General features: G+C 53.1%; 19 protein-coding genes. 10 read left to right on the top strand and 9 right to left on the bottom strand.

Annotated features, from left to right (window positions below; translation table 11 throughout):
* Window positions 1–617: 617 nt before the first annotated feature.
* The 3 genes from carB to HPS57_RS09750 all read left to right on the top strand — a co-directional run bounded on the left by carB (window position 618) and on the right by HPS57_RS09750 (window position 6,747).
* On the top strand, window positions 618–3,845 hold the full coding sequence (gene carB / locus HPS57_RS09760) for a carbamoyl-phosphate synthase (glutamine-hydrolyzing) large subunit (protein ID WP_172182619.1): 3,228 nt from the start codon (window positions 618–620) through the stop codon (window positions 3,843–3,845).
* A 195-nt stretch (window positions 3,846–4,040) separates the two neighbouring features.
* Entirely contained in the window at window positions 4,041–4,664 is a 624-nt protein-coding gene (locus tag HPS57_RS09755) for a porin family protein (protein WP_172182618.1), read from the top strand.
* Window positions 4,665–4,695: 31 nt separating this feature from the next.
* Window positions 4,696–6,747: a protein-disulfide reductase DsbD family protein gene (locus tag HPS57_RS09750; protein ID WP_172182721.1), complete on the top strand. Its 2,052-nt coding sequence runs from the start codon at window positions 4,696–4,698 to the stop codon at window positions 6,745–6,747.
* Between the two features lie 71 nt (window positions 6,748–6,818).
* Here HPS57_RS09750 and HPS57_RS09745 read toward each other — a convergent pair whose 3' ends face one another.
* From HPS57_RS09745 to HPS57_RS09715, 7 genes are all read right to left on the bottom strand, one after another.
* Window positions 6,819–7,277, bottom strand: a complete 459-nt coding sequence (locus tag HPS57_RS09745) for a GNAT family N-acetyltransferase (RefSeq protein ID WP_172182617.1) — start codon at window positions 7,275–7,277, stop codon at window positions 6,819–6,821.
* A complete protein-coding gene (locus HPS57_RS09740; protein ID WP_172182615.1) occupies window positions 7,246–8,919 on the bottom strand; it encodes a tape measure protein in 1,674 nt (557 codons plus the stop codon). The genes HPS57_RS09745 and HPS57_RS09740 overlap by 32 nt, the downstream gene beginning before the upstream one ends.
* Before the next feature lie 162 nt (window positions 8,920–9,081).
* The gene (locus HPS57_RS09735; RefSeq protein ID WP_172182613.1) at window positions 9,082–9,366 is read right to left on the bottom strand and encodes a hypothetical protein; all 285 of its coding nucleotides are present in this window, start codon (window positions 9,364–9,366) and stop codon (window positions 9,082–9,084) included.
* A 46-nt stretch (window positions 9,367–9,412) separates the two neighbouring features.
* Window positions 9,413–9,820, bottom strand: coding sequence for a hypothetical protein (locus HPS57_RS09730; RefSeq protein WP_135939137.1), 408 nt, complete (start codon window positions 9,818–9,820; stop codon window positions 9,413–9,415).
* A gap of 12 nt (window positions 9,821–9,832) precedes the next feature.
* Window positions 9,833–11,026 (bottom strand): DUF2586 domain-containing protein, encoded by a 1,194-nt coding sequence (locus tag HPS57_RS09725; protein WP_172182609.1) that lies wholly within the window; start codon window positions 11,024–11,026, stop codon window positions 9,833–9,835.
* Window positions 11,027–11,045: 19 nt separating this feature from the next.
* Complete coding sequence (locus HPS57_RS09720) at window positions 11,046–11,948, bottom strand: hypothetical protein (protein WP_172182607.1); 903 nt, start codon at window positions 11,946–11,948, stop codon at window positions 11,046–11,048.
* A gap of 18 nt (window positions 11,949–11,966) precedes the next feature.
* Complete coding sequence (locus HPS57_RS09715; RefSeq protein ID WP_172182605.1) at window positions 11,967–13,070, bottom strand: head maturation protease, ClpP-related; 1,104 nt, start codon at window positions 13,068–13,070, stop codon at window positions 11,967–11,969.
* Window positions 13,071–13,244: 174 nt separating this feature from the next.
* Here HPS57_RS09715 and HPS57_RS09710 point away from each other — a divergent pair, with 174 nt between their 5' ends.
* The 7 genes from HPS57_RS09710 (at window position 13,245) to HPS57_RS09680 (ending at window position 19,865) form a co-directional block, all read left to right on the top strand.
* Complete coding sequence (locus tag HPS57_RS09710) at window positions 13,245–13,688, top strand: YfeC-like transcriptional regulator (RefSeq protein ID WP_135939141.1); 444 nt, start codon at window positions 13,245–13,247, stop codon at window positions 13,686–13,688.
* Window positions 13,685–15,214 carry a hypothetical protein gene (locus HPS57_RS09705; RefSeq protein WP_172182603.1) on the top strand — a complete coding sequence of 510 codons (1,530 nt, stop codon included), beginning with the start codon at window positions 13,685–13,687 and terminating at the stop codon, window positions 15,212–15,214. Before HPS57_RS09710 ends, HPS57_RS09705 begins: the two co-directional genes overlap by 4 nt.
* Window positions 15,215–15,228: 14 nt before the next feature.
* Window positions 15,229–15,669 (top strand): DUF1320 domain-containing protein, encoded by a 441-nt coding sequence (locus HPS57_RS09700; RefSeq protein ID WP_172182601.1) that lies wholly within the window; start codon window positions 15,229–15,231, stop codon window positions 15,667–15,669.
* 144 nt (window positions 15,670–15,813) lie between these two features.
* Window positions 15,814–17,160, top strand: a complete 1,347-nt coding sequence (locus HPS57_RS09695; RefSeq protein ID WP_172182599.1) for a phage portal protein family protein — start codon at window positions 15,814–15,816, stop codon at window positions 17,158–17,160.
* Window positions 17,161–17,249: 89 nt separating this feature from the next.
* Window positions 17,250–18,659 carry a putative phage head morphogenesis protein gene (locus tag HPS57_RS09690; protein WP_172182597.1) on the top strand — a complete coding sequence of 470 codons (1,410 nt, stop codon included), beginning with the start codon at window positions 17,250–17,252 and terminating at the stop codon, window positions 18,657–18,659.
* A gap of 107 nt (window positions 18,660–18,766) precedes the next feature.
* Window positions 18,767–19,378, top strand: a complete 612-nt coding sequence (locus HPS57_RS09685; RefSeq protein ID WP_172182595.1) for a phage virion morphogenesis family protein — start codon at window positions 18,767–18,769, stop codon at window positions 19,376–19,378.
* On the top strand, window positions 19,359–19,865 hold the full coding sequence (locus HPS57_RS09680) for a hypothetical protein (RefSeq protein WP_172182593.1): 507 nt from the start codon (window positions 19,359–19,361) through the stop codon (window positions 19,863–19,865). The genes HPS57_RS09685 and HPS57_RS09680 overlap by 20 nt, the downstream gene beginning before the upstream one ends.
* On the opposite strand, the gene HPS57_RS09675 is transcribed toward HPS57_RS09680, so the two are convergent.
* Window positions 19,783–20,097, bottom strand: a complete 315-nt coding sequence (locus HPS57_RS09675; RefSeq protein WP_216653398.1) for a transposase — start codon at window positions 20,095–20,097, stop codon at window positions 19,783–19,785. The two genes, HPS57_RS09680 and HPS57_RS09675, sit on opposite strands and share 83 nt — an antisense overlap.
* Window positions 20,098–20,234: 137 nt before the next feature.
* Entirely contained in the window at window positions 20,235–20,774 is a 540-nt protein-coding gene (locus HPS57_RS09670) for a host-nuclease inhibitor Gam family protein (protein WP_172182591.1), read from the bottom strand.
* Window positions 20,775–20,784 lie beyond the last annotated feature (10 nt).

Genomic DNA, 20,784 nt, shown 5'->3' with positions numbered 1-20,784 from the left:
GGAAAACGGCATAGGGAAATGCGTCTTTTTACGTTTGATTATGGCATTTGTTAGCGGAAAGAGAGCGGAAAAAGACAGTTTTTGATGCAAAAGGTTATGGATTGCCATGTTTTTCGTTACCTTTCGCAGTGTCAAAGGCTACCTTTTGCAGTGCGAAAGGTAACCTTTTGTGTAGCGCATGACGGCAGAATTTTGGGAGGTTTTGTGTAAGTATCTCATTGATAGTGTTTTAATAAAATGGCAAAATTCTGCGATTTTTCAAGGATTTCTTTCCGAATTTGTTTTCAAGCGATTCTCATAAGGCAAAAAGGCAGTGAGTTTTCTAATTCTGGAGAAAAATTCTTGTCCTTTTTTGCGTATGCCGTGGAAAATGCAGGCAAGAGGAAGACAGGGAAATAAGTATGGATGTTGTGTTGCAGGATGTTCCAGGAATACACATAAATCAATAACTTTTCGTGATAAAGGTGCAAATGGACAACTTTTTTCCTGAAAAGGAAGAAAAGTGTGCGTTGTTTCAAAAAAATGTATTAACTTTGCAAAAATTTTATAGATTTTACTATAATTGCCATAGGATACTGCATATATTCAGATATTCAAACATATATAAATCCAAACGTATGAAGAAACAACTCAAGAAGGTACTTGTACTCGGTTCCGGTGCTCTGAAAATCGGACAGGCAGGAGAGTTTGACTATTCCGGCTCTCAGGCATTGAAGGCGCTCCGCGAAGAGGGCGTCAGTTCGGTGCTTATCAATCCTAATGTTGCTACGATACAGACAAGTGAAGGTATTGCAGACAAGGTTTATTTCCTGCCTGTTAATACCTTTTTTGTTACAGAAGTGATAAAGAAGGAACGTCCTGACGGAATCTTCCTTGCCTTTGGCGGACAGACAGCACTCAACTGCGGTACGGAGCTTTACAAGAACGGAACGCTCAAGGAGTATGGTGTGGAAGTGCTCGGCACAAGTGTCGAGGCCATCATGAACACCGAGGACCGTGACCTTTTTGTCAAGGAGTTGAACAAGATAGACATGAAGGTGCCTGTCTCCCAGGCTTGCGAGACCATGGAGGACGCTGTGGCAACGGCACGCAGGATAGGCTATCCTATCATGATTCGTTCGGCATACGCTTTGGGCGGTCTCGGTTCAGGTGTCTGCCAGGACGAGAAGACATTCATGGAGATTGCCGAATCGGCATTCACTTTCGCCCCTCAGGTGCTTGTCGAGGAGTCGCTGAAAGGCTGGAAGGAGATTGAGTTTGAGGTCATCCGTGATGCCAACGACCACTGTTTCACTGTCGCTTCGATGGAGAACTTTGACCCGTTGGGCATACACACCGGCGAGTCTATCGTCGTTGCGCCTACCTGCTCACTGACAGAGGAACAAGTGAAAATGCTTCAGGACATCGCCGTGAAGTGCGTGCGCCACCTGAATATTGTCGGCGAGTGCAACATACAGTATGCTTTCAATGCCGAGACCAACGACTACCGCATCATCGAGATTAACGCCCGCCTCTCACGCTCGTCAGCCCTCGCGTCCAAGGCGACAGGCTATCCGCTCGCTTTCGTGGCGGCGAAGATTGCGCTTGGCTACACTCTCGACCAGATAGGTGAGATGGGAACTCCTCATTCCGCATACAAGGCTCCTGAACTGGACTACATGATTTGCAAGATTCCACGCTGGGACCTCACCAAGTTCGCAGGAGTAAGCCGCAAGATCGGCTCTTCCATGAAGTCCGTCGGTGAGATTATGTCCATCGGACGCTCGTTCGAGGAGATGATTCAGAAGGGTCTCCGCATGATCGGGCAGGGCATGCACGGCTTCGTGGGCAATGACCACACCAAGTTTGACAACCTCGACGAGGAGCTTGCCAACCCAACCGACCTCCGTGTCTTCGCAATCGCTCAGGCGCTGGAGGAAGGTTACACCATAGAGCGCATCCATGACCTGACAAAGATTGACCCATGGTTCCTTGAGCGCATGAAGAACATTGTGGACTACAAGGCTAAGCTGGAAGGCTACAACACGCTTGAGGAAATCCCTGCCGATGTCATGCGTCAGGCAAAGGTGTGGGGCTTCTCTGACTTCCAGATAGCACGCTTTGTCCTGAAACCACAGACAGGCAACATGGAGAAGGAGAACCTTGCAGTCCGCGCTTATCGTAAGAAACTCGGCATTCTCCCTGCCGTGAAGCGTATCGAGACTGTCGCAAGCGAGCATCCGGAACTGACAAACTATCTCTACATGACATACGCCGTAGAGGGCAACGACATCAACTACTACAACAATGAGAAGTCTGTTGTCGTCCTCGGCTCAGGCGCTTACCGCATCGGCTCTTCCGTTGAGTTCGACTGGTGTTCCGTTAACGCCATCAACACAGCGCGCAAACTCGGCTACAAGAGTATCATGATCAACTATAATCCGGAGACTGTCTCCACGGATTATGACATGTGCGACCGTCTGTACTTTGACGAACTCTCCTTCGAGCGCGTGCTTGATGTTATCGACCTTGAGAACCCTCGCGGTGTGATTGTCTCCGTCGGCGGTCAGATTCCTAACAACCTCGCGATGAAACTCCATCGTCAGAGCGTGCCAATTCTTGGCACAAGTCCGGTGTCTATCGACCGTGCAGAGAACCGAGGCAAGTTCTCCGCAATGCTTGACACTCTCGGCATCGACCAGCCACGTTGGTCTGCGCTGACCTCTATGGAGGATGTGCAGTCGTTCATCGATGAGGTAGGTTTCCCTGTTCTTGTCCGTCCGTCCTACGTTCTGTCAGGCGCGGCGATGAATGTCTGCTACGACAATGACGAGCTGAAGCGCTTCCTTGCCGCAGCTTCCGAGGTTTCAAAGGAATATCCTGTTGTAATTTCAGAGTTCATGACTGAGACCAACGAGATAGAGTTTGACGGTGTGGCACAGAACGGTGAGGTTGTCGAGTACGGCATCTCCGAGCATATCGAGTATGCCGGTGTGCATTCCGGCGACGCTACAATGGTGTTCCCTGCCCAGCAGATTACCTTTGCCACAATGCGCCGCATCAAGAAGATAGCGCGTGCCATAGCGAAAGAGCTGAACATATCCGGTCCTTTCAACATCCAGTTCCTTGCCAAAGGCCGCGATGTGAAGGTCATCGAGTGCAACCTCCGTGCTTCACGCTCCTTCCCGTTTGTCTCCAAGGTGCTCAAGCGCAACTTCATCGAGACAGCGACACGCATCATGCTTGACGCTCCTTACAAGCAGCCTGACAAGTCAGTGTTCGATATTGACCGCATGGGCGTAAAGGCTTCACAGTTCTCTTTCGCACGTCTGCAGAATGCTGACCCGATCCTCGGTGTGGACATGTCCTCTACCGGTGAGGTGGGATGCATGGGCGACTCCTACGAGGAGGCACTGCTCAACTCGATGATTGCCACAGGCTACAAGATTCCTTCCAAGGAGAAGGGCATCATGCTGTCAAGCGGCGGAGCAAAGGAGAAGGCTTCTCTCCTCGACGCTGCACAAGCTTTGGACAAGGCTGGATATGCTGTCTATGCTACAGAAGGCACAGCCAAGTATCTTGGTGAGAACGGTGTGAAAGCCACAGCAGTGGGATGGCCTGACGAGGATTCACATGTGCTCAATGTCATGGACATGATTCACGACCATAAGTTTGACCTTATCGTGAACATTCCTAAGAACCACAGCAAGCGCGAGCTTACGAACGGTTACAAGATTCGCCGTGGCGCAATCGACCACAACATACCGTTGATAACCAATGCGCGCCTTGCGTCTGCATTCATCGAGGCATTCTGCGAGAAGCAGCTTGACGGTCTGCAGATAAAGAGCTGGCAGGAATATGAGTAATCCTTCGGGTTTGCCCTGAACAAAAGGCAGATGCGACAGCCATGCCGCCCACCATAGCCCTCGTGGCAAGTGTGGCTCCGTGGTGACTGTTGCATCTGTCTTGTTGTTTCCTATACATATTTATATATGCAGCCTGCCACAATAACGGAAAAGTTTCTGCGTTATATTCATGAATGTTTATAAACTTTTATGATTATGAAAAGAATAATTTTTCTCGTTGTGACAATGCTTCTTTGCCTTTGTTCCTATGCCCAGAGTTTCGATTTTGGCGTTACCGGCGGTCTGACTGTCTCTGACCCGAAGGATGTCGGAAGCCATGTCGGATATAATGTCGGTGTGAAAGGCGAGCTTCTGATTAACGAAGGGTTCAATGATTTCTTCTTCTCTCCGGAGCTGCTGCTTGTGCATAAAGGGTGGAAGGAACTTGTCTATTATGTTGAAGAGGACGACAAAACCCATGATTGGATGTGGAATCTCAACTATCTTGAAATCCCTTTGCTGGTCGGAATGAGGATGTGCAAAGACAGAAATACCCAGTTTGTTTGGGAGGCAGGCCCTTATGTAGCTGTCGGACTGTGGGGAGACAACAAGTTAGAGGACGACCCTAATTTTGGAACAAGCCGCATTTTCTCGGATAATGTGTGCAGGCGTTTTGACTGTGGCATAAAGGCTTATGCCGGCATGGAGTGGGGAAGGCTGCGTTGCGGGGTAAACCTCACTCATGGTTTCCTGGACACACTAAAGGATCCTTATGACGTAGTGGGCAACAGGAAAATGTTCACCTACGGTGTGCAACTGACATATATGATAACAAAATAAAGGATTAAAACTAAAAAACTAATACATGGTGATGACAAGAAAAATGGCATTGTGCCTTTGTGCACTACTGTTTCATCTCTCTTCCGCCGTTGCTCAGGTGACTTTCAAGCCATCTTTGAATCAGACAGCGCCGGACGAGATAACCATAACCTTCTCGGGAACGATTGCCAATGGCTGGCATGTCTACGCTCCGGATGAGAAGAACGGTCCAATCCCTGCCACCTTCAATGTCGAGAAGATTGAAGGACTGAAGGCTGTCGGAGGACTGAAAGCCAACAAGGCTCCTACGCGCAAGCATGAGGAAATGTTCGGTGCGACAGTCTCTTACTATGAGAATGCCGTGACATTCATACAGAAGCTGAAGATTACCGGCAAGCATTATTCTGTCCAAGGCTATCTGGAGTATGGGGCATGCAACGACCAAAGCTGCCTGCCTCCTACTAGTGTGGATTTCTCTTTCTCGGGAGATGTGAAGGGAAATGACGCTGAGAAGGTTGAGTCTGCTGACACTAAGGAGGAGAACCTGGACGCCGAGCCTGCCACTGAGACAGCCACGGCAACGGACACTGTCGCTGCTGACACTGTTCCTGCCGTCATTTCAGGCAGCGAAGGGCTGTGGACTCCGGTCATAAAGGAGCTTGCCGAGTTCAAGGACGGCAACACTCCGGGCAGCGCAGAGGAAAACTCGCTGCTGACAATCTTCATGCTTGGCATCCTCGGCGGTTTCATTGCACTGATGACCCCATGCGTGTGGCCTATCATACCGATGACCGTCAGCTTCTTCCTGAAGCGTGCAAAGGACGACAAGCGTAAGGGAATCCGCGACGCTTTCACTTACGGACTGTCAATAATCGTCATCTATCTTGCCCTCGGGCTTGCCGTAACACTGCTGTTCGGTGCTTCCGCGCTCAACGCATTGTCGACAAATGCAGTGTTCAACATATTCTTCTTCCTCCTCCTTGTTGTCTTCGGAGCATCATTCCTTGGAGGATTCGAGATTGTGCTGCCGTCAAGCTGGACAAACGCCGTTGACAGCAAAGCATCCTCGACGACAGGATTGTTGAGCATCTTCCTTATGGCGTTCACCCTCGCCCTTGTCAGCTTCTCATGCACAGGCCCGATAATCGGATTCCTGCTTGTGGAGATGGGCACCTCCGGCAACATCGTCGGACCGGCTGTGGGCATGTTCGGTTTCGCCCTTGCCTTGGCTCTTCCGTTCACTCTCTTTGCCATTTTCCCGACTTGGTTGAAGAGTGCGCCGAAGTCAGGCAACTGGATGAATAATGTTAAAGTAACTCTCGGTTTCATCGAACTGGCATTCTCGCTGAAGTTCCTGAGCGTTGCCGACCTCGCTTACGGTTGGCATATTCTTGACCGCGAAGTGTTCCTTTCGCTGTGGATAGTGCTCTTCTTCCTCCTCGGATGTTACCTTATAGGTTGGATACGCTTCCCGCATGATGAGGACGAGTGGGACGAAATGGGCGAGAAAATCATCAATCACCGCACACCGGTGACAAAATTCTTCGTTGCCATGTGCTCCTTCGCCTTTGCCATATACATGATTCCGGGACTTTGGGGCGCACCGTGCAAGGCTGTTTCCGCCTTCGCTCCACCGATGTCAACACAGGATTTCAACCTTGCGGAGCATGAGACAATCGAGGCGGAGTACAAGGATTATGAGGCAGGAATGGAGGCAGCGCGCCATGAGGGCAAGCCGGTGATGATTGATTTCACAGGTTTCGGCTGTGTCAACTGTCGCAAAATGGAGGCTGCTGTGTGGACAGACGAAGGTGTGAAGACTATGATTACCGACGATTATGTCCTTATCCAGCTCTTTGTCGATGACAAGACACCGCTTCCTGAGCCAATAGAGGTGACGGAGAACGGCACACCTCGCAAGCTGCGCACTGTCGGTGACAAGTGGAGTTACTTCCAAAGAACAAAGTTCGGCAGTAACACTCAGCCGTTCTATGTCCTCCTTGACAACGACGGAAAACCGCTCAACAGCGCCTATTCCTATGATGAGGACATTCCTAAGTATAAGGATTTCCTCTCCACAGGTCTGAGAAACTACAAGAAATAATATACATATAATTATATGAAAACCGCCCGAAACATGAGGCTCTTTCCTTGTGTTTCGGGCGGTTTCTTGTTTTATTTCTTGTTGATTTGCCGTTCAAAAACAACCATATCCTTCAGGACGACTCCGGCCTCAATGATAGTATGGTTGTAATTGTCTGTGAAAAAATCCTTTATCCGATAAGTTTCGGTGAAGCCGCACGACAGATAGAATGGCATGGTCAAAGGACTGTCGCCTGTCCCGACACGCAGTAGTTTGTGGCTGTTGTATTGCTTTGCAATGAATTCGATCATCCTTTTGCCATAACCATGCCTTTGCTGTTCCGGAACGACAGCAAGGTTCTTTATCTCCAAAGTCCCGTTTCCTTCATCCGTTACTACACATGCCGCTTTCAGACCATTATCCTCCAGCACCCACATGTCGCCACGGTCAAGGTAACGGTCTATCATACTCTCTTGCTCATCGGCAAGCAGAAGCAGTTCCATGTACTTTTTCTTGTTGTCACATATAGGACGGAATATGGTTTTGTTCATAGTGTAAAGTGAAAGAGTTGCATTTTGTGCTGCGTGTGCCTCCGGTGGCGAGTGCCTCTGCGGTCTTGCTGTGGCTGCCTTTGCCTTTCTGCCCTTTGCCTGATGATGCGGCATTGAAGGCAAACTCGCTTGCCGCGCTGCCTTTTGCCCCCGGTGTGGCAATCGCCGCATCTTTCGCCACACTCTGCTTCTGCACCCGGCTCTGTACGGCATAGTTCTTGGCGTACTCAGCCTTCACACCTGAGACAAGTTTTCCTGCCGCAGCGCGGGCTCTCTCCGCACTTGCCTGTGCAGTCATCTCCCTGACACCGCTGACGGCACTGCGCCATGCCCCTTTGAAATCCCCGGCGAAGAGTCTGGAGAACGCGTCGGAAAGCTTGCCTATGCCGCCGACAAGCGCTGTTATACGGTCAATGGCATAGTTCCTTATGATGTCACCGAAGCCTTTCACCGTGTCCCACATGGTGAGAATGAAAGCGCGGAAGCCGGCAAACTTGTTCCAGCAGTATACGACGGCAGCGACAAGACCGGCAATCAGTGTAATCACCAAGCCGATAGGATTGGCGTTCATGGCTATGTTCACAAGCCATTGCACACCTTCCCATATTTTTGTAACAGCCGTGACCGCCTTGACTGCTCCTGCGAGCCCGAATATTGCAACAGTGTTGAGATTGAATGCAACGGTACCCACTGCAACGACAGCAGCGAGAAGCCCAAGTTCCTCCTTCCAGTCAATGAGAAAGCCTGCCACTTTGCCGGCCACCTTGAAAATATCCTGTATGGCTGACGCTGCCGGCGGCACTATCATGATGAACAGGTCAAGCAGCCCGCTTATTACCGGCTTTATCTCCCCGAACATGTCCACGGCAGCCTGCTGCACGTTGCCGGCGAGGGTCGAGAACTTGCCGCTGACGGTCCGGCTGAGCTTGTCGCTCATTCCCGCAAATGCCCCGCCTTCATCCGTGGCGTGCCGGATGGCTGCCGCCACGGCGTCAAGACCTATCTGTCCCTTGCCCATCATGTCCTGAAGCTCACTGTATGTCTTGCCGGTCATCTTTTCCAGTTCCTTGAGAGGGTTGAAGCCTGCATTGATGAACTGCAGGAGGTCCTGTCCGCTCATCTTTCCCGCACTTGCCACCTGCCCGAAGACAAGGGACAGGCTGCCGAGCTTGTTCCTGTCACCGGCTGCGATGTCTCCCAGCTGTCTCAGGTAGCCGTTGACCTTGTCCGCCTCCACGCCGAAGTTCAGCATGGTCTTGGCATTGTCCACAAGGTCAAGGTTGGAGTATGGCGTCTTTGCCGCGAAATCATTTATCTGCGCAAGGATGCCCGCCGCCTTCTCCTCGCTGCCGACAAGCGTCGTGAACGCCACTGAGGTCTGTTCCGCCTGTGCTCCGAGACTTGCGACGGCGCTTATCCCTGCACCTGCAAGAGTGTACGGGTTGGTCAGGAACTGCATGCCCGGCACGGACATCAGGGAGTTCCCGAAATTGGATATGGAGAAGGCATTGCGCAGGCGGACCCCGACAGAAGCCGCCTTGCGCGAGACAGTGTCCAGCTGCTCGGAGGTGCGCCGCGCCACGTTGAGCACGTTGCCGCCGTCCGCCTGCAGTTTGATAAGAAATTTAAGAATGTTGTCCATTTGCAGCCTTCGCCTCCATTCGTCGGATGTCTATGAGATACCGGATAGTATGTGCCCACTCTTCGTCACTCAGTGTGTCGGGGTCCATGTGCATGTAATACCTCAGCATGGTGTTCAGGAACAGCACGTCCCCGTCCTCCGCCCCCGGAACCTCCGCATCCGCTAAAGTTTTTTTATCTGTGCCTCCTTTATTTTCATGACCTCCTCCAGCTTTGGGATTACAGGGAGGAAGTACTCATCATCCTCCTGTATCGCCGTGTCACCGTCAACCCACAGCTGGCGGAGCATCGTCTCGCTCATCTTTATAAGGTCCTTTATCACACTGAGGTAGCTCAAGTCCTTGCGTGTCGGCTTGCGCACTATGCAGCTCTTGCCGCCCACTTCTATCTCAAAGATGTCCCCGTGCTTCTTCTTCCATGCGGAGACCTGTTCTTTCGTATAAACCATTTTCAATTGCTTTTTGATTGTTGTCTGAATGCCGTTCGGACAGTGTTCAGGCTGTCTTCCTGTTGGTGAAGAGGAACGGCAGCGTTTTTTCCTGGAACTTGTCGCCCTGCTTCCACTCGGTGTTGTCCTCAGTGAATTCGCAGCCGACAATCATGTCCGTCGTTATCACGTCGCCCTTTGTCGGGTTGCCATAGGAGACGACCATGTCGAAGCTCGCGTCAAGGATGTCTCCGCCGCAAGCCTGCCGCAAAGCCTCATACTCGGACTGCAGGAGCGTAATCTCGCCCTCGTAGCTCTTGTTGCCGCGCTGTATGCTGTGCGGCTTGTTGCCCTTTGCATGCAGCAGCTCCTTCTCCTGCTTCGCGCTGTATTTCACGCCGCGAAGCCCTGTTATGGGACGGCCCGCCAGAACGACGCTGACGTCCGCCCATTCGTATTCTCTTGTATTGAACATATTGCTGTCTTTTTATGATGCTGACGCCACCAGGAATCCAAGGTCGACATCTATATAGCGCGCATAGCCGTGCGGGCGCACCTTGACCTGCACTTTGATGCGTGACGTGGCGGCAATGTCCTGCTTCTCGTCGATGTGGCACTTGCAGCCTTCACCGCTTGCGTCCGCACTCAGCTCGCCGTTTGCGGTCATCTGCCTGTTAAGGGCATTCTCGAACGCCTGCTGCCAGCTCTTCACGACGCCCAGCGCCATCGTGCCGTCGTCGTTAAGCTCTATCTCGTCGAGCAGGAAATCCAATGCTGTGTCATACACGACCCTGTACGCCTTGTCTATCACGCGCCGCATGGCAAGGTGCGCATAATCGTCCGTAATGTCGCATGCCATGCAGTCGTCTGTGAAGAAATATCCGCTCCTGCCGACATATTTGCGTGGTGTGATATACCCTTTTGAGTATATCTCTGCCACGGCGCTGCCGCTCTCATCCACTTTCCTGCCGCCGATGAACATTTCCAAAGGGAAGAGGCTGCCGTCCTTTACGCGGCCGATGTTGCGGTTCACAGGCACGGAGGCAGTACGCCCCAGCAATGTGCCGACGCATGCACCCTTGCCGTCCTGCAGCGTGTCACCGATCAGCACGCATACGCGGTTATAGTCCTCCTGTGTCAAATCCTTCAGGCTCTTCGGCGAACTGTAGCTGCGCCCCTCAATAACCATGAAGAGCGGGGCATAAAGCTCTGTGGTGCTCCATTCCGCAAGCTGCTGCGCTTTGGGGAGGGCGGAGTACACATCGGCGGCAAGGCCTTCGGAACCGGCGGCACCGTCACCGACATTGGCGATGGCGATGCCGCGAAGTGCACCGTTCAGCCTTGTTATAAGGTCACGTATGAAACCCTTGCCGCTTTCGGTGTAGTCGCAGAGGGCGGCCATCGTCTCACCGGTGGAAACCGGATACAGGACAAGCCTTGTGCCGTTGCCTGCCTCGTCGTAGAACTCCCTCACATGCTTGTGCAGCGCAGCGTTGTTCCCTGCTGTCACGCCAAGGGCGGTGAGGTCATCCATGCCGCTTATGGTGTACGGCTCGTTGAGTGCCATGGTGTCCCCGACAGCCTCCGCGCCGCACACAAGGGCCATAAGCCCGTCGGGACTCTCACCGACGGTGCCCAACTGGCCGTTAAGGAATTGTATCTTTACTCTTGGAAGTTGCATGATGATTCTTTTTTTTGCGTTAACCCGCTGCCTCTACCAGTGCAGCCACACCCTTCTTGTCATAACGGCGGTACTTGCCGCCTGAACGCATCAGGAAGGAATAGATGTCGCCATAATACTGAGGGTTGTCCATGGAGTCGAACATCTTGACCTCGCCCTGCGCGCGGCTCACGCACTGCTCCTGCCATGCAAGGCCTGCGGCACACTCTTCTGCGACAGCGTCCTTCTCCCATTCAAGGAGGGTGTTGCCGTCGCCTGCCATGCGGAGAACCTGGCTGCGCTCCATGATATGGAAGCTGAACAGCTGTCCGAGGATGCCTTTCTCCGTGTCGGCGGAGTTCTGGAACGCCCAAAGCTCTTTCTCTGAAAGGTCAGCGATAAGGTCTGCATACATCACACTGTCAAGGAGGAGGTAGCGGCCGTCCTTGGCGACATTGTCCTTGTTGAAGAGTATCATCAGTTCAAGGATGTCATCCTTCGTCACCTTCTTGCGCTTGCCGCTTGCTGTCCCGCTTGTGTGCGCGTCACGCGCCTCGCCGGTGGTCTTCACGATGTTGCCGCCGGTGAACCATTTGTAGAGAAGGTTCTGCTGCGCATTGCTCCTTAACGCCTCACGGTCGTTGGCAAGCACGCTGTTGCGCTTGTCGTAGCTGAGCTCCACAGTCTCGATGTGCGGAATGTATATCGGGTCTGTCGTCAGCTCGTCAAGGTCGTAGGTGAGGTCGTTGTCCGTGCGCTTCGTCACATCCGCAGGCACCTTTGAGCGGTTTATCTGCACCTTCGAAGGCGCACCGGCGTTTGGTATGTGTACGGTGTGGCAGCTGACGAACGCCGAGTCATCGACACTCTTCACCGCGAATGAGTTGTCCGGATAGAAGTTCTCCTGTATGGCGCTGAGCCAAATCTGTCTGTTTAATGCCATTTCTCTTTATGTGTTTTGTTAGTTCTTGTATTCGATGCCGAACTTGTCCTTGTACTTGGCCGCGAACAAGGCCGGGTTCTCGGACTTGAGCGAGGCAAGCATCCCGGCACGGTCAAGCTCGTCCCAGGACTTTCCCTCGAAGCCGCTGCCGCTGCCACGGTCTATGAAGTCTGCGGCACGGCGTGTCTCCTTGCGCGCCTTCATGCTGTTTATGAACTCTTCCGCGGCGGTGCGGTCGCTTGCCATGAGCTTCTTCATCGAGGGGAGCTGCTCCTTGCCGATCTTGCCGTCGGCAACCGCCCGGTTGAGGAAATTGTCCGCATCCTTCTCCTGAAGCTCCGCAATCTGAGCCTTGTATGCCTCGTTAGCTTGCCGGAGGGCTTCAGCGCCTGTCGCCTTGCTCTCCAACGATTTGATGTGCGCCACGATGGCGCCGGCATCCGCCTTGTCTGAAAAGGACGGGATTGCCCTGATGTCGTCTATTAATGCCATTTCATTGTCGTTTTTGGGCTCAAAGCTGAGCCTGTTATTGAAATAATGATAAATCTCCTCGTCTGTCTCCGGCCTGCCTTCATCGTCCTGCATGTCGTAGATGCTGTCGGCAAGCCCCATATCCAGAGCCTCGCCGGCGGTGAGCCAGTGGTCTGAACCGTCAAAGTATTTCTCAAGGACATCCGCCGACTCCATGCCGCAGCGCCCCGCAATCATCTCCGCAAGGTCCTTCTGCAGCCGTTCCATCTGGTCGGCAGTCTGGCGGAGGACGGAAGCATTGCCCCAGGTGCCGCCGCTCACACTGTGAAGCATCAGTTTCGCGTATGGGCTCATGTGGAGGGGCTTCCCGCAAAGGGCAATGATTGCGGCGATGCTTGCCGCGAGTCCATCAACGTATATCACAATCTCACTCTTCGACCGGCGGAGGGTGTTGTATATCGCCATGCCGCTGAACACATCACCGCCACGGCTGTTGATGCGCACATCGATGCGCCTGTACCGCGACTGCAGGGAAAGCAGCTCGCTCACGATGCGCCCGCTCTCCACTTTGTCGCCTTCACCGATGTCTCCATACAGAAGGATGGTGGCGCGGTCCTCTTCCGGAATTATGTTAAAGAACTGTCTGGTCATGTCATGCTCTGTTTTGGCTGCAAAGTTCACTAAAAAAAACGACACTGCAAAACGCAGTTTCCGTCATGTGCTTCACCGTGGACATGTTGCATCTCACCGGGTCAAACAGAAAAACATGGTTTTGTTTTATCGCTGAATATTAGGAACTTTGCACCGATTTTAAGCAAAAAGCACATGACAAAGACAAACATCGACAGAAAGGACATTGCCAAGTCCCTGTACCTCAACGGCAGCTTCACGCAGGAGGAGATTGCCGGGAAGGTGGGGACGACGCGGCAGACGGTGGCAAGGTGGGTGAAGGACGGCGGATGGGAGGAACTGAAGGCGTCACGCACAATCACACCGGCACAGATACTTGCCGGGCTGAACCGGCAGATAGTGGAGATTAACAACAACATCAACGGACGTGAGGAGGGAAAGAGGTTCGCCACCGTGGCAGAGGCGGACACCCTCGCGAAACTCGCGTCAGCGATAAAGAAGATTGAGAATGATGCTGGCATCGCCGACATCGTCAACGTGGCGATACGCTTCACGAACTGGCTGCGCCCGCTTGACCTTGACATGGCAAAGAGGTTCAACGACCTCCTCGACACATTCCTTAAAGAGCAGATGAGATGACACAGGAAGAGAAAAAGGCCCTGCAACGCTGGGCGGAACACCACAAGGCGCTCGCCGCGGACATCCCCGTCGATGACGGGCTGTCGGCAAGGGACATAGAGAAGAAGCGGGCGGAGCTGGAGAAGGACCCTGTGGAATGGATAAGGTACTTTTTCCCGAAATACGCAAAATATGACTTCGCGCCGTTCCACATCCGCGCCATCAACCGCATAACAAGGAACAGCGAGTGGTATGAGGTCCTTTCATGGAGCCGTGAGCTTGCAAAGTCCACCGTGGCGATGTTCATCATCATGTACCTCACGCTGACAAGGAAAAAGCGCTTTGTCGCACTCGCCTCCGCAACAGAGGCTGCAGCGATAAGGCTTCTCGCGCCATACAAGCTGAATTTCGAGAACAACCCGCGCCTGAAGCAGTTCTACGGCAGCCAGGTGACATTGGGAGCATGGACGGAGAAGGACTTCACCACCCAATGCGGAGCGAAGTTCGTTGCCCTCGGTGCCGGCTCAGCCCCGCGCGGCGCCCGTAACGAGGAGGTGCGCCCGGACATCATCTGCATGGACGACTACGACACCGACGAGGACTGCCGCAACCCTGAGACGCTGAAAAAGAAGTGGGAATGGTTCGAGGGCGCGCTTTATCCGACACGCTCCATTTCCGAGCCGACACTCGTGCTGTGGTGCGGCAACATCATAGCAAAGGACTGCTGCATAAAACGTGCCGGAGAACACGCAAGGCACTGGGACATCATCAACATACGCGGAAAGGACGGGCGCAGCACATGGCCGCAGAAGAACACGGAGGAGCAGATTGACACCGTGCTGTCAAACATCTCGGCGCGCAGCGCGCAGGCGGAGTACTTCAACAACCCGGTGTCGGAAGGGACTGTCTTCAAGAACCTGCCGTTCGGCAAAGTCCCGCCATTGGAGAAGTTCCCGTTCCTCGTGGCATATGGCGACCCGGCATATTCCGACTCACGCAAGAAGGCGAGCTCCACAAAGGCTGTCTTCCTCATCGGCAGGCTGAAAGGGGTGTACTACATAATCAAGGGCTTCCTTGCCCGTGAGCTGAACGCAGTGTTCATATCCTGGTACTTCGACCTCGCGGACTATGTCGGAGGCAGGACAAACGTGTACTGCTACATGGAGAACAACAAGCTGCAGGACCCGTTCTTCGAGCAGGTGTTCAAGCCGCTGCTCCGTGAGGAGGCAAGGAGAAGGGGCAGGGAGCTCCATATCCGTGGCGACGAGCGCAGGAAGACGGACAAGGCGACACGCATCGAGGCGAACCTTGAGCCTGTCGACCGGAACGGAGCTTGGGTGTTCAACGAGGAGGAAAGGGACAACCCGCACATGCAGGAGCTCATCAGCCAGTTCAGGATGTTTGAGATGCACCTTCCGTACAATGCCGACGGACCTGACTGCATAGAGGGAGGAATGACCATCATCAGCCAAAAGACAGCGGAGATGCTGCCGCCTGTGACAGTCACTTACCGCGAACTTAACGAGAACAACAGATACAGGATGTGACAACATTGCAAATCATGGGAAACTTCATAACACTGACAGACTACGACGCGACAATACACCGCGAGATACTTGACGCGCTGCTGCGCAAGGACGCGCCGACCTACGACCCACAGATAGTGGAAATCTGCGAGGACCGCGCTGTCGCCGAGATGCGCTCCTACCTTAACAAGAGCTACGACTGTGACAGGATATTCGCCGCCACAGGCACAGAACGCCACCCGCTCATACTCATGTTCGCCATCGACATCACCGTCTACCACATCTTCTGCCAGCACAACCCTTACAAGATGGCGAAAATACGCCAGGACAGGTACGACCGCGCGATAGAGTGGCTTAAGGGCATCATGAAGGGCGACGTCACCATTGACGGAGCGCCGATGATTGACGATGACGAAAAGGCAGAGAACTCGCCATGGCAGATTCTCGCGGACACCGTAAGGCCGACTTTCAGATGACCATGGAGGAAGGGAAAATGAAGTGCCACCTTTCACCGTGCAAAGCGTTATCTTTCACCACATAAAACGTTACGCTTTGCAGCATAAAGTGACACCTTTTGTTTTACTGTCTAAAAGCCTTTGATTATCAATCATATACAGACAATGAAAAAGAAAAGCAAGAAACTCTCGGAAGAGAGGCACATAAAGCAGGGAGGGATGCGCACACAGCAGGGTGAGCGCATGCCCGACATCGTCCTGCAGATGCCGGAGATTTTCCTCTTCGACATGAACGCGTACATGAACGCCGTCACACAGGCGAAAAGCATAGACTGCTCATGCCGCACAAGACTCTATGACATGTATGAGTCGGCAATGCTCGACCTTCATCTCTCAGGAGTGCTCGACAAACGTCTCAGGGGCGTCACACGGCTGCCGATACAGTTCGTGCGCGACGGCGTGCCTGACGAGACAGTGAACTCACAACTCCGCTCGCCATGGTTCAAAAGACTGTGCAAAGACCTCATCATGTCTGAGTTCTGGGGATTCACGCTCGTGCAGTTCTACCTTGACGACGACGGAAGCATACAGTATGACCTCATAGACCGGAAGCATTATGACCCGGTGCGCAAGAGAATCCTCAAGTTCCAGAACGACCGGGACGGCATCCCTGCCGGGGAGTTCCCGGACATGATGTTCGTAGGCTCGGAAAGAGGGCTGGGAATATTCGCGGAACTGATGCCGGCTGTCCTCTACAAGCGCGGGAACATGGCGGACTGGGCGCAGTTCTGCAACATCTTCGGCATGCCGATACGTGAGTACACATACGACGCCGGGGACGAAATGGCACGACGCAGGCTCCTCGCTGACGCAAGAAGCCAGGGAACCAACGCGGTGTACATCCATCCGAAGGACTCCGACCTCACGCTCATTGAGTCGGGGAACAAGACCGGCTCCTCAGACCTCTACAAGACTTTCGCCGACTACTGGGACAGCAAGATTTCCATACGCGTGCTCGGCAACACACTGACGACAGATGCCAGAGACACAGGGACACAGGCTCTGGGGACAGTCCACAAGGAAGAGGAGGACGACATGAAGGCGGACGACCGCAACTTTATCCTTGATGTGCTCAACTATGACATGAGACCAATCTTTGCAGACCTCGGCTTCAACGTTGACGGCGGAGAGTTCGTCTATATCGAAAAAGAGAAGATGGACCCGGCACAACGGCTGGAAATAGTGCAAGGGCTGAAAAACATGGGGCTGCCGATGGATGACGACTGGCTGTATGAGACATTCAGCATCGAGAAGCCGAAAGACTATGACCGGCAGAAAGCGGAAGAGGCTGAGCGCAGGGACATGCTCCGCAAGGCTCTTGAGGACAACGGCAATGAGAACGGGACGGAAGGGAAAGGCCGTTTGAACAGTAATCGGACACCGTTCAAAAACCTCCTGAACCGTTTTTTCGGAGTCGCCCCGGAACCTTACGGGGCGGACACCGAATTCTGATTGACACGCTCTACAATGACGAGGGCAATGGTGCGCGGTTCCAAAACTCCGCACCGCTGCGCTTCGACGGCAACGTGCTCAGGATGTTCATGGAGAGGCTGTACCGCGAAGAGGGTGCGGAATCCGCCGTTGACAAGGGACTGTGGCATGAAATACTACGGATAATCAACGAAGGCACAGTGGAAGGACTGTCACAGGCTGCCGCACCGCCTGCTCATGACGAGCTGTTCTGCCGTGAGCTGCGCCACTCCAACGAGGTGTTCGCGGCATTCAAGGCGCACACCATGGCGGACGAAATGGCAGCGAAACTCTATGATGCCGGCGGCCACCTGAAACCTTTCCGCATTTGGGAAAGGGATGTAAGTTCCATAAAGAGCCATCAGGTGGGCTCATGGCTGCGCACGGAGTATGACACAGCAGTAATCCGCGCGCACAACGCCGCCGACTGGAGGGAGTTCGAGCGCAACAAGGATGTCATGCCTAACCTCCGGTGGATGCCTACGACATCGCCGGAACCGGACAGCATACACAGCCGGTATTGGAAGGCAAGGCTCACACTGCCTGTCGGTCATCCGTTCTGGGACATGCACCGCCCGGGTGACCGATGGAACTGCAAGTGCTCACTCGAGGCGACGGACGAGCCGGCAAACCCGGAGGCTCTGGACAGTATGGAGGATGTGAAGCCGCAGCGCGGACTGGAGAACAATCCGGGAAAGGACGGGCATACGTTCTCGGACTCGCACCCGTATTTCCCGAAGGACTGCAGGCACTGCTTCGCATACAGGAACAGCGGATTCAAAAACAGGCTCAAAGGATGGTTCAAGAACCAACAGAAGGACTGCTACAACTGCCCTTATATCAATGAATGTATGCCTAAAACCGAAGAATACAAAACTCTCCCGAAAACAGAGAAAGAACGGAAAAAAGCTAATAAGGCTGAATACAACCGCCTAAAGAGGGATGCCAACTATACAGACGTGCATTTTGACAAGGAAACAGGCGGGCTAAAGGCTACCCATGTCGGTCATCAAGTTCATTCGGCTGAAAAAGAAGATATATTTTTCGGGAAATATACATCAACACAATTGGAAAACCGCTGTGTTGACCAACTTTACAGGATGGGGCACAAGATTATCCTGTGTGATGAAAGCAAAAGGTCTCCGGAGGGAAACTTATACACAGCCCTTGACATCAGGCTCAACGGCATCATAATGGATATACGTTCAATAACAACGGAGAACAAACATTATGGCGGTGCGTTGATAGCAAAGAACATTCAGCTGAAGAAATACAATGCAAGACCGGATGTGCCGGAACCTGCCGACTCCGTGTGCCTTTATTTTGAAGAACCATCTTTGTTTGAGGAAAGGAAAGTCATAAAAGCAATCAACTACTTTACTTATTTCCGGAACAATAAGGGAAATCTTCTTAGAAAAGTCCTGAAGGATGTCTATGTTGTTGTCAGAGGTGAAGATTCCGTAAGGAAATATACTATATAAAAAAGTGTTCGGCTTCAATCCGAAGACTGTCGCCGAACAAGCGGGGATCACCCGAAATGCCTCCTCGCTGCTGCAAAGGTACAAAAATATTTTTTAATTCCAAATAAATGGACGCAAAAAACATAGAAAAGCACATTCAGCATGCCAAAAAGGACATCGAGAAGGAGGTTTGCGACCGCCTTCCGCGCAAAGTGGGCACGATAGCCGTCAACCATTTCAAGCAGAACTTCCGCGACGGAGGATGGCTTGACGGCGGCCTGCACCCATGGAGGCGGACAAAGAGGCAGGACGGCAGCACCTCCGATGTAAAATACGGACCGCTGACATCAAGGCAGAACCACCTCATGCGCTCCATACAGGCGCGCCCGTCTCCCGGCATGGTGTCCATAGAGAACCCTGTGCCGTATGCCGCAATGCACAACGACGGCGGAGACATACAGACAACCGTCACAAAGAAAATGCGCAAGTACGCATGGCACATGGTCTATTCCCTTGCAGGAGTGAAAGGCAAAGGCAGGAAGCTTCCGAAGGAACTGCCCCGGGAGGCGGAAAAATGGAAAGGGCTTGCGCTGACAAGGAAGAAGCGTCTTGCCGTGCATATCCCGCAGCGACGGTTCATGGGCGACTCGCAGGAGCTGCGCATGAAAATCAACAAGACTATCAATGAATCACTGGACAAAATAAAAAGCAAACTGACAAATGGAACACCTTCTTCATAAACTTGCAAGCCACATAAAGGAGAGCATGCCGTCGCTCTCCCTTGTGGACGAGGACTACGGACAGCTGGAGGCGCTTGACAAGGACAACATCGACATGTACCCTCTGACCTTCCCCGCCGTCCTCATCGATGCGCCGGAGTGCGACTGGTCAGGCATCGCCGGCAAAAGCCAGAAAGGAACGGCAAAGGTCGGCGTGAAGCTCATCATCGACTGCTACGACGACACGCATTATGCGTCAGGGACAACGGACGCCATACTCGCACGCGCCGGAATGGTGGCGGAGCTCCACAGGCTGCTGCAAGGCTTCCGCCCTGCCGATGAAGGGGGACTGGACCGCGAGAAGTCACGGTTCTACACATGGAACCATGGCATAAAGGTCTATGAGGCGGTCTACTCCGTGCCCGTCACTGAGGAAATCCGGGAAACAGGGGCATATCAGGGGCAGGAGCGTCTGAAGGTGTCGCTTTCCGCCGGGCTGTGCCCTTGAAGCCTGTGAACAGGGGCTTCTCTATCTGCCTGCCCTCGACTGTGGCACCCTCCTGTATCATCCTGCGGACAACCTGCATGACACGCCCCTCCGAGACGAAGAACTCCTCCTCGCTCAGCTTCCTTATAGCGTCATCAAAACGCAGGCGGCGGACTTCCGTCCAATAAAAGTACCTTTCAAACATCCTGCGGTCACGCGCGGCGACCAGCACCTTGCTTCTTCCTCGTGTCATGACTGCAAAGATAGCAAAAATAATACATACCGGCAAACATAAAATGAGGCACTCCGCAAGGAATGCCTCATTTTATGTTAACAGTTTATACAAAAGTTTCTACATGCCCACCTTTACCGGCTTTTTCACCTTCTGAATCATAACTGTGTGTCCTCCTTCTTAGGGTCCACATAAAATGTCTCGTCCTGTACTACCTGAATGCCACACTCAGCCATACGCGCGGACATCGTGGGGACACCTTCGCCAAAAACATACTCCTTGTCTGCCAAAAGCCTGTCCTTCGCAATCTCCTCCGTATGGCGGATATAGTCGGGAAGGAATTTCCTTACCAGCTGCAACGCACTCGCCCATGTGAAGCCCTTCAGGGTCTTCAGCTTCGGCGTGCCTGTCCTGAAGCCTATAACGCCGTGGGTCATGTCAAGGCTCTTCTTCTTTGCGAACAGCTCCGCCTGGTTCTCTGTGGCAAAAGCCTGCAGGGTGTCGAAAGCGGCAGCCTTCTCCTCCTCCAGTTCCGCCAGACGGCCGGCATGCTTCTCACGGATTCTCGCACACTGCAACTCAATGTCCGCTTTAATTTTCGAACTCCGGGCCTCTGCCTTCGCATAGCTTGCGAATGCGTCCTCGGCAATCTCCCTGCTAACGCCTGTCACCAGGACTTTCTTTGCTCTTTTTGCCATAATGTTGTCT

The organism is Palleniella intestinalis (assembly GCF_013166595.1).
Lineage (GTDB): Bacteria > Bacteroidota > Bacteroidia > Bacteroidales > Bacteroidaceae > Prevotella > Prevotella intestinalis.
This window is presented reverse-complemented; position numbering and strand designations above follow the sequence as displayed.

Bases quoted from the DNA above. Each gene is read 5' to 3' on its own strand.
- carB (WP_172182619.1), top strand. From the start codon at position 618: ATGAAGAAACAACTCAAGAAGGTACTTGTACTCGGTTCCGGTGCTCTG.
- HPS57_RS09755 (WP_172182618.1), top strand. From the start codon at position 4,041: ATGAAAAGAATAATTTTTCTCGTTGTGACAATGCTTCTTTGCCTTTGT.
- HPS57_RS09750 (WP_172182721.1), top strand. From the start codon at position 4,696: ATGACAAGAAAAATGGCATTGTGCCTTTGTGCACTACTGTTTCATCTC.
- HPS57_RS09745 (WP_172182617.1), bottom strand. From the start codon at position 7,277: ATGAACAAAACCATATTCCGTCCTATATGTGACAACAAGAAAAAGTAC.
- HPS57_RS09740 (WP_172182615.1), bottom strand. From the start codon at position 8,919: ATGGACAACATTCTTAAATTTCTTATCAAACTGCAGGCGGACGGCGGC.
- HPS57_RS09735 (WP_172182613.1), bottom strand. From the start codon at position 9,366: ATGGTTTATACGAAAGAACAGGTCTCCGCATGGAAGAAGAAGCACGGG.
- HPS57_RS09730 (WP_135939137.1), bottom strand. From the start codon at position 9,820: ATGTTCAATACAAGAGAATACGAATGGGCGGACGTCAGCGTCGTTCTG.
- HPS57_RS09725 (WP_172182609.1), bottom strand. From the start codon at position 11,026: ATGCAACTTCCAAGAGTAAAGATACAATTCCTTAACGGCCAGTTGGGC.
- HPS57_RS09720 (WP_172182607.1), bottom strand. From the start codon at position 11,948: ATGGCATTAAACAGACAGATTTGGCTCAGCGCCATACAGGAGAACTTC.
- HPS57_RS09715 (WP_172182605.1), bottom strand. From the start codon at position 13,070: ATGACCAGACAGTTCTTTAACATAATTCCGGAAGAGGACCGCGCCACC.
- HPS57_RS09710 (WP_135939141.1), top strand. From the start codon at position 13,245: ATGACAAAGACAAACATCGACAGAAAGGACATTGCCAAGTCCCTGTAC.
- HPS57_RS09705 (WP_172182603.1), top strand. From the start codon at position 13,685: ATGACACAGGAAGAGAAAAAGGCCCTGCAACGCTGGGCGGAACACCAC.
- HPS57_RS09700 (WP_172182601.1), top strand. From the start codon at position 15,229: ATGGGAAACTTCATAACACTGACAGACTACGACGCGACAATACACCGC.
- HPS57_RS09695 (WP_172182599.1), top strand. From the start codon at position 15,814: ATGAAAAAGAAAAGCAAGAAACTCTCGGAAGAGAGGCACATAAAGCAG.
- HPS57_RS09690 (WP_172182597.1), top strand. From the start codon at position 17,250: ATGGAGAGGCTGTACCGCGAAGAGGGTGCGGAATCCGCCGTTGACAAG.
- HPS57_RS09685 (WP_172182595.1), top strand. From the start codon at position 18,767: ATGGACGCAAAAAACATAGAAAAGCACATTCAGCATGCCAAAAAGGAC.
- HPS57_RS09680 (WP_172182593.1), top strand. From the start codon at position 19,359: ATGGAACACCTTCTTCATAAACTTGCAAGCCACATAAAGGAGAGCATG.
- HPS57_RS09675 (WP_216653398.1), bottom strand. From the start codon at position 20,097: ATGACACGAGGAAGAAGCAAGGTGCTGGTCGCCGCGCGTGACCGCAGG.
- HPS57_RS09670 (WP_172182591.1), bottom strand. From the start codon at position 20,774: ATGGCAAAAAGAGCAAAGAAAGTCCTGGTGACAGGCGTTAGCAGGGAG.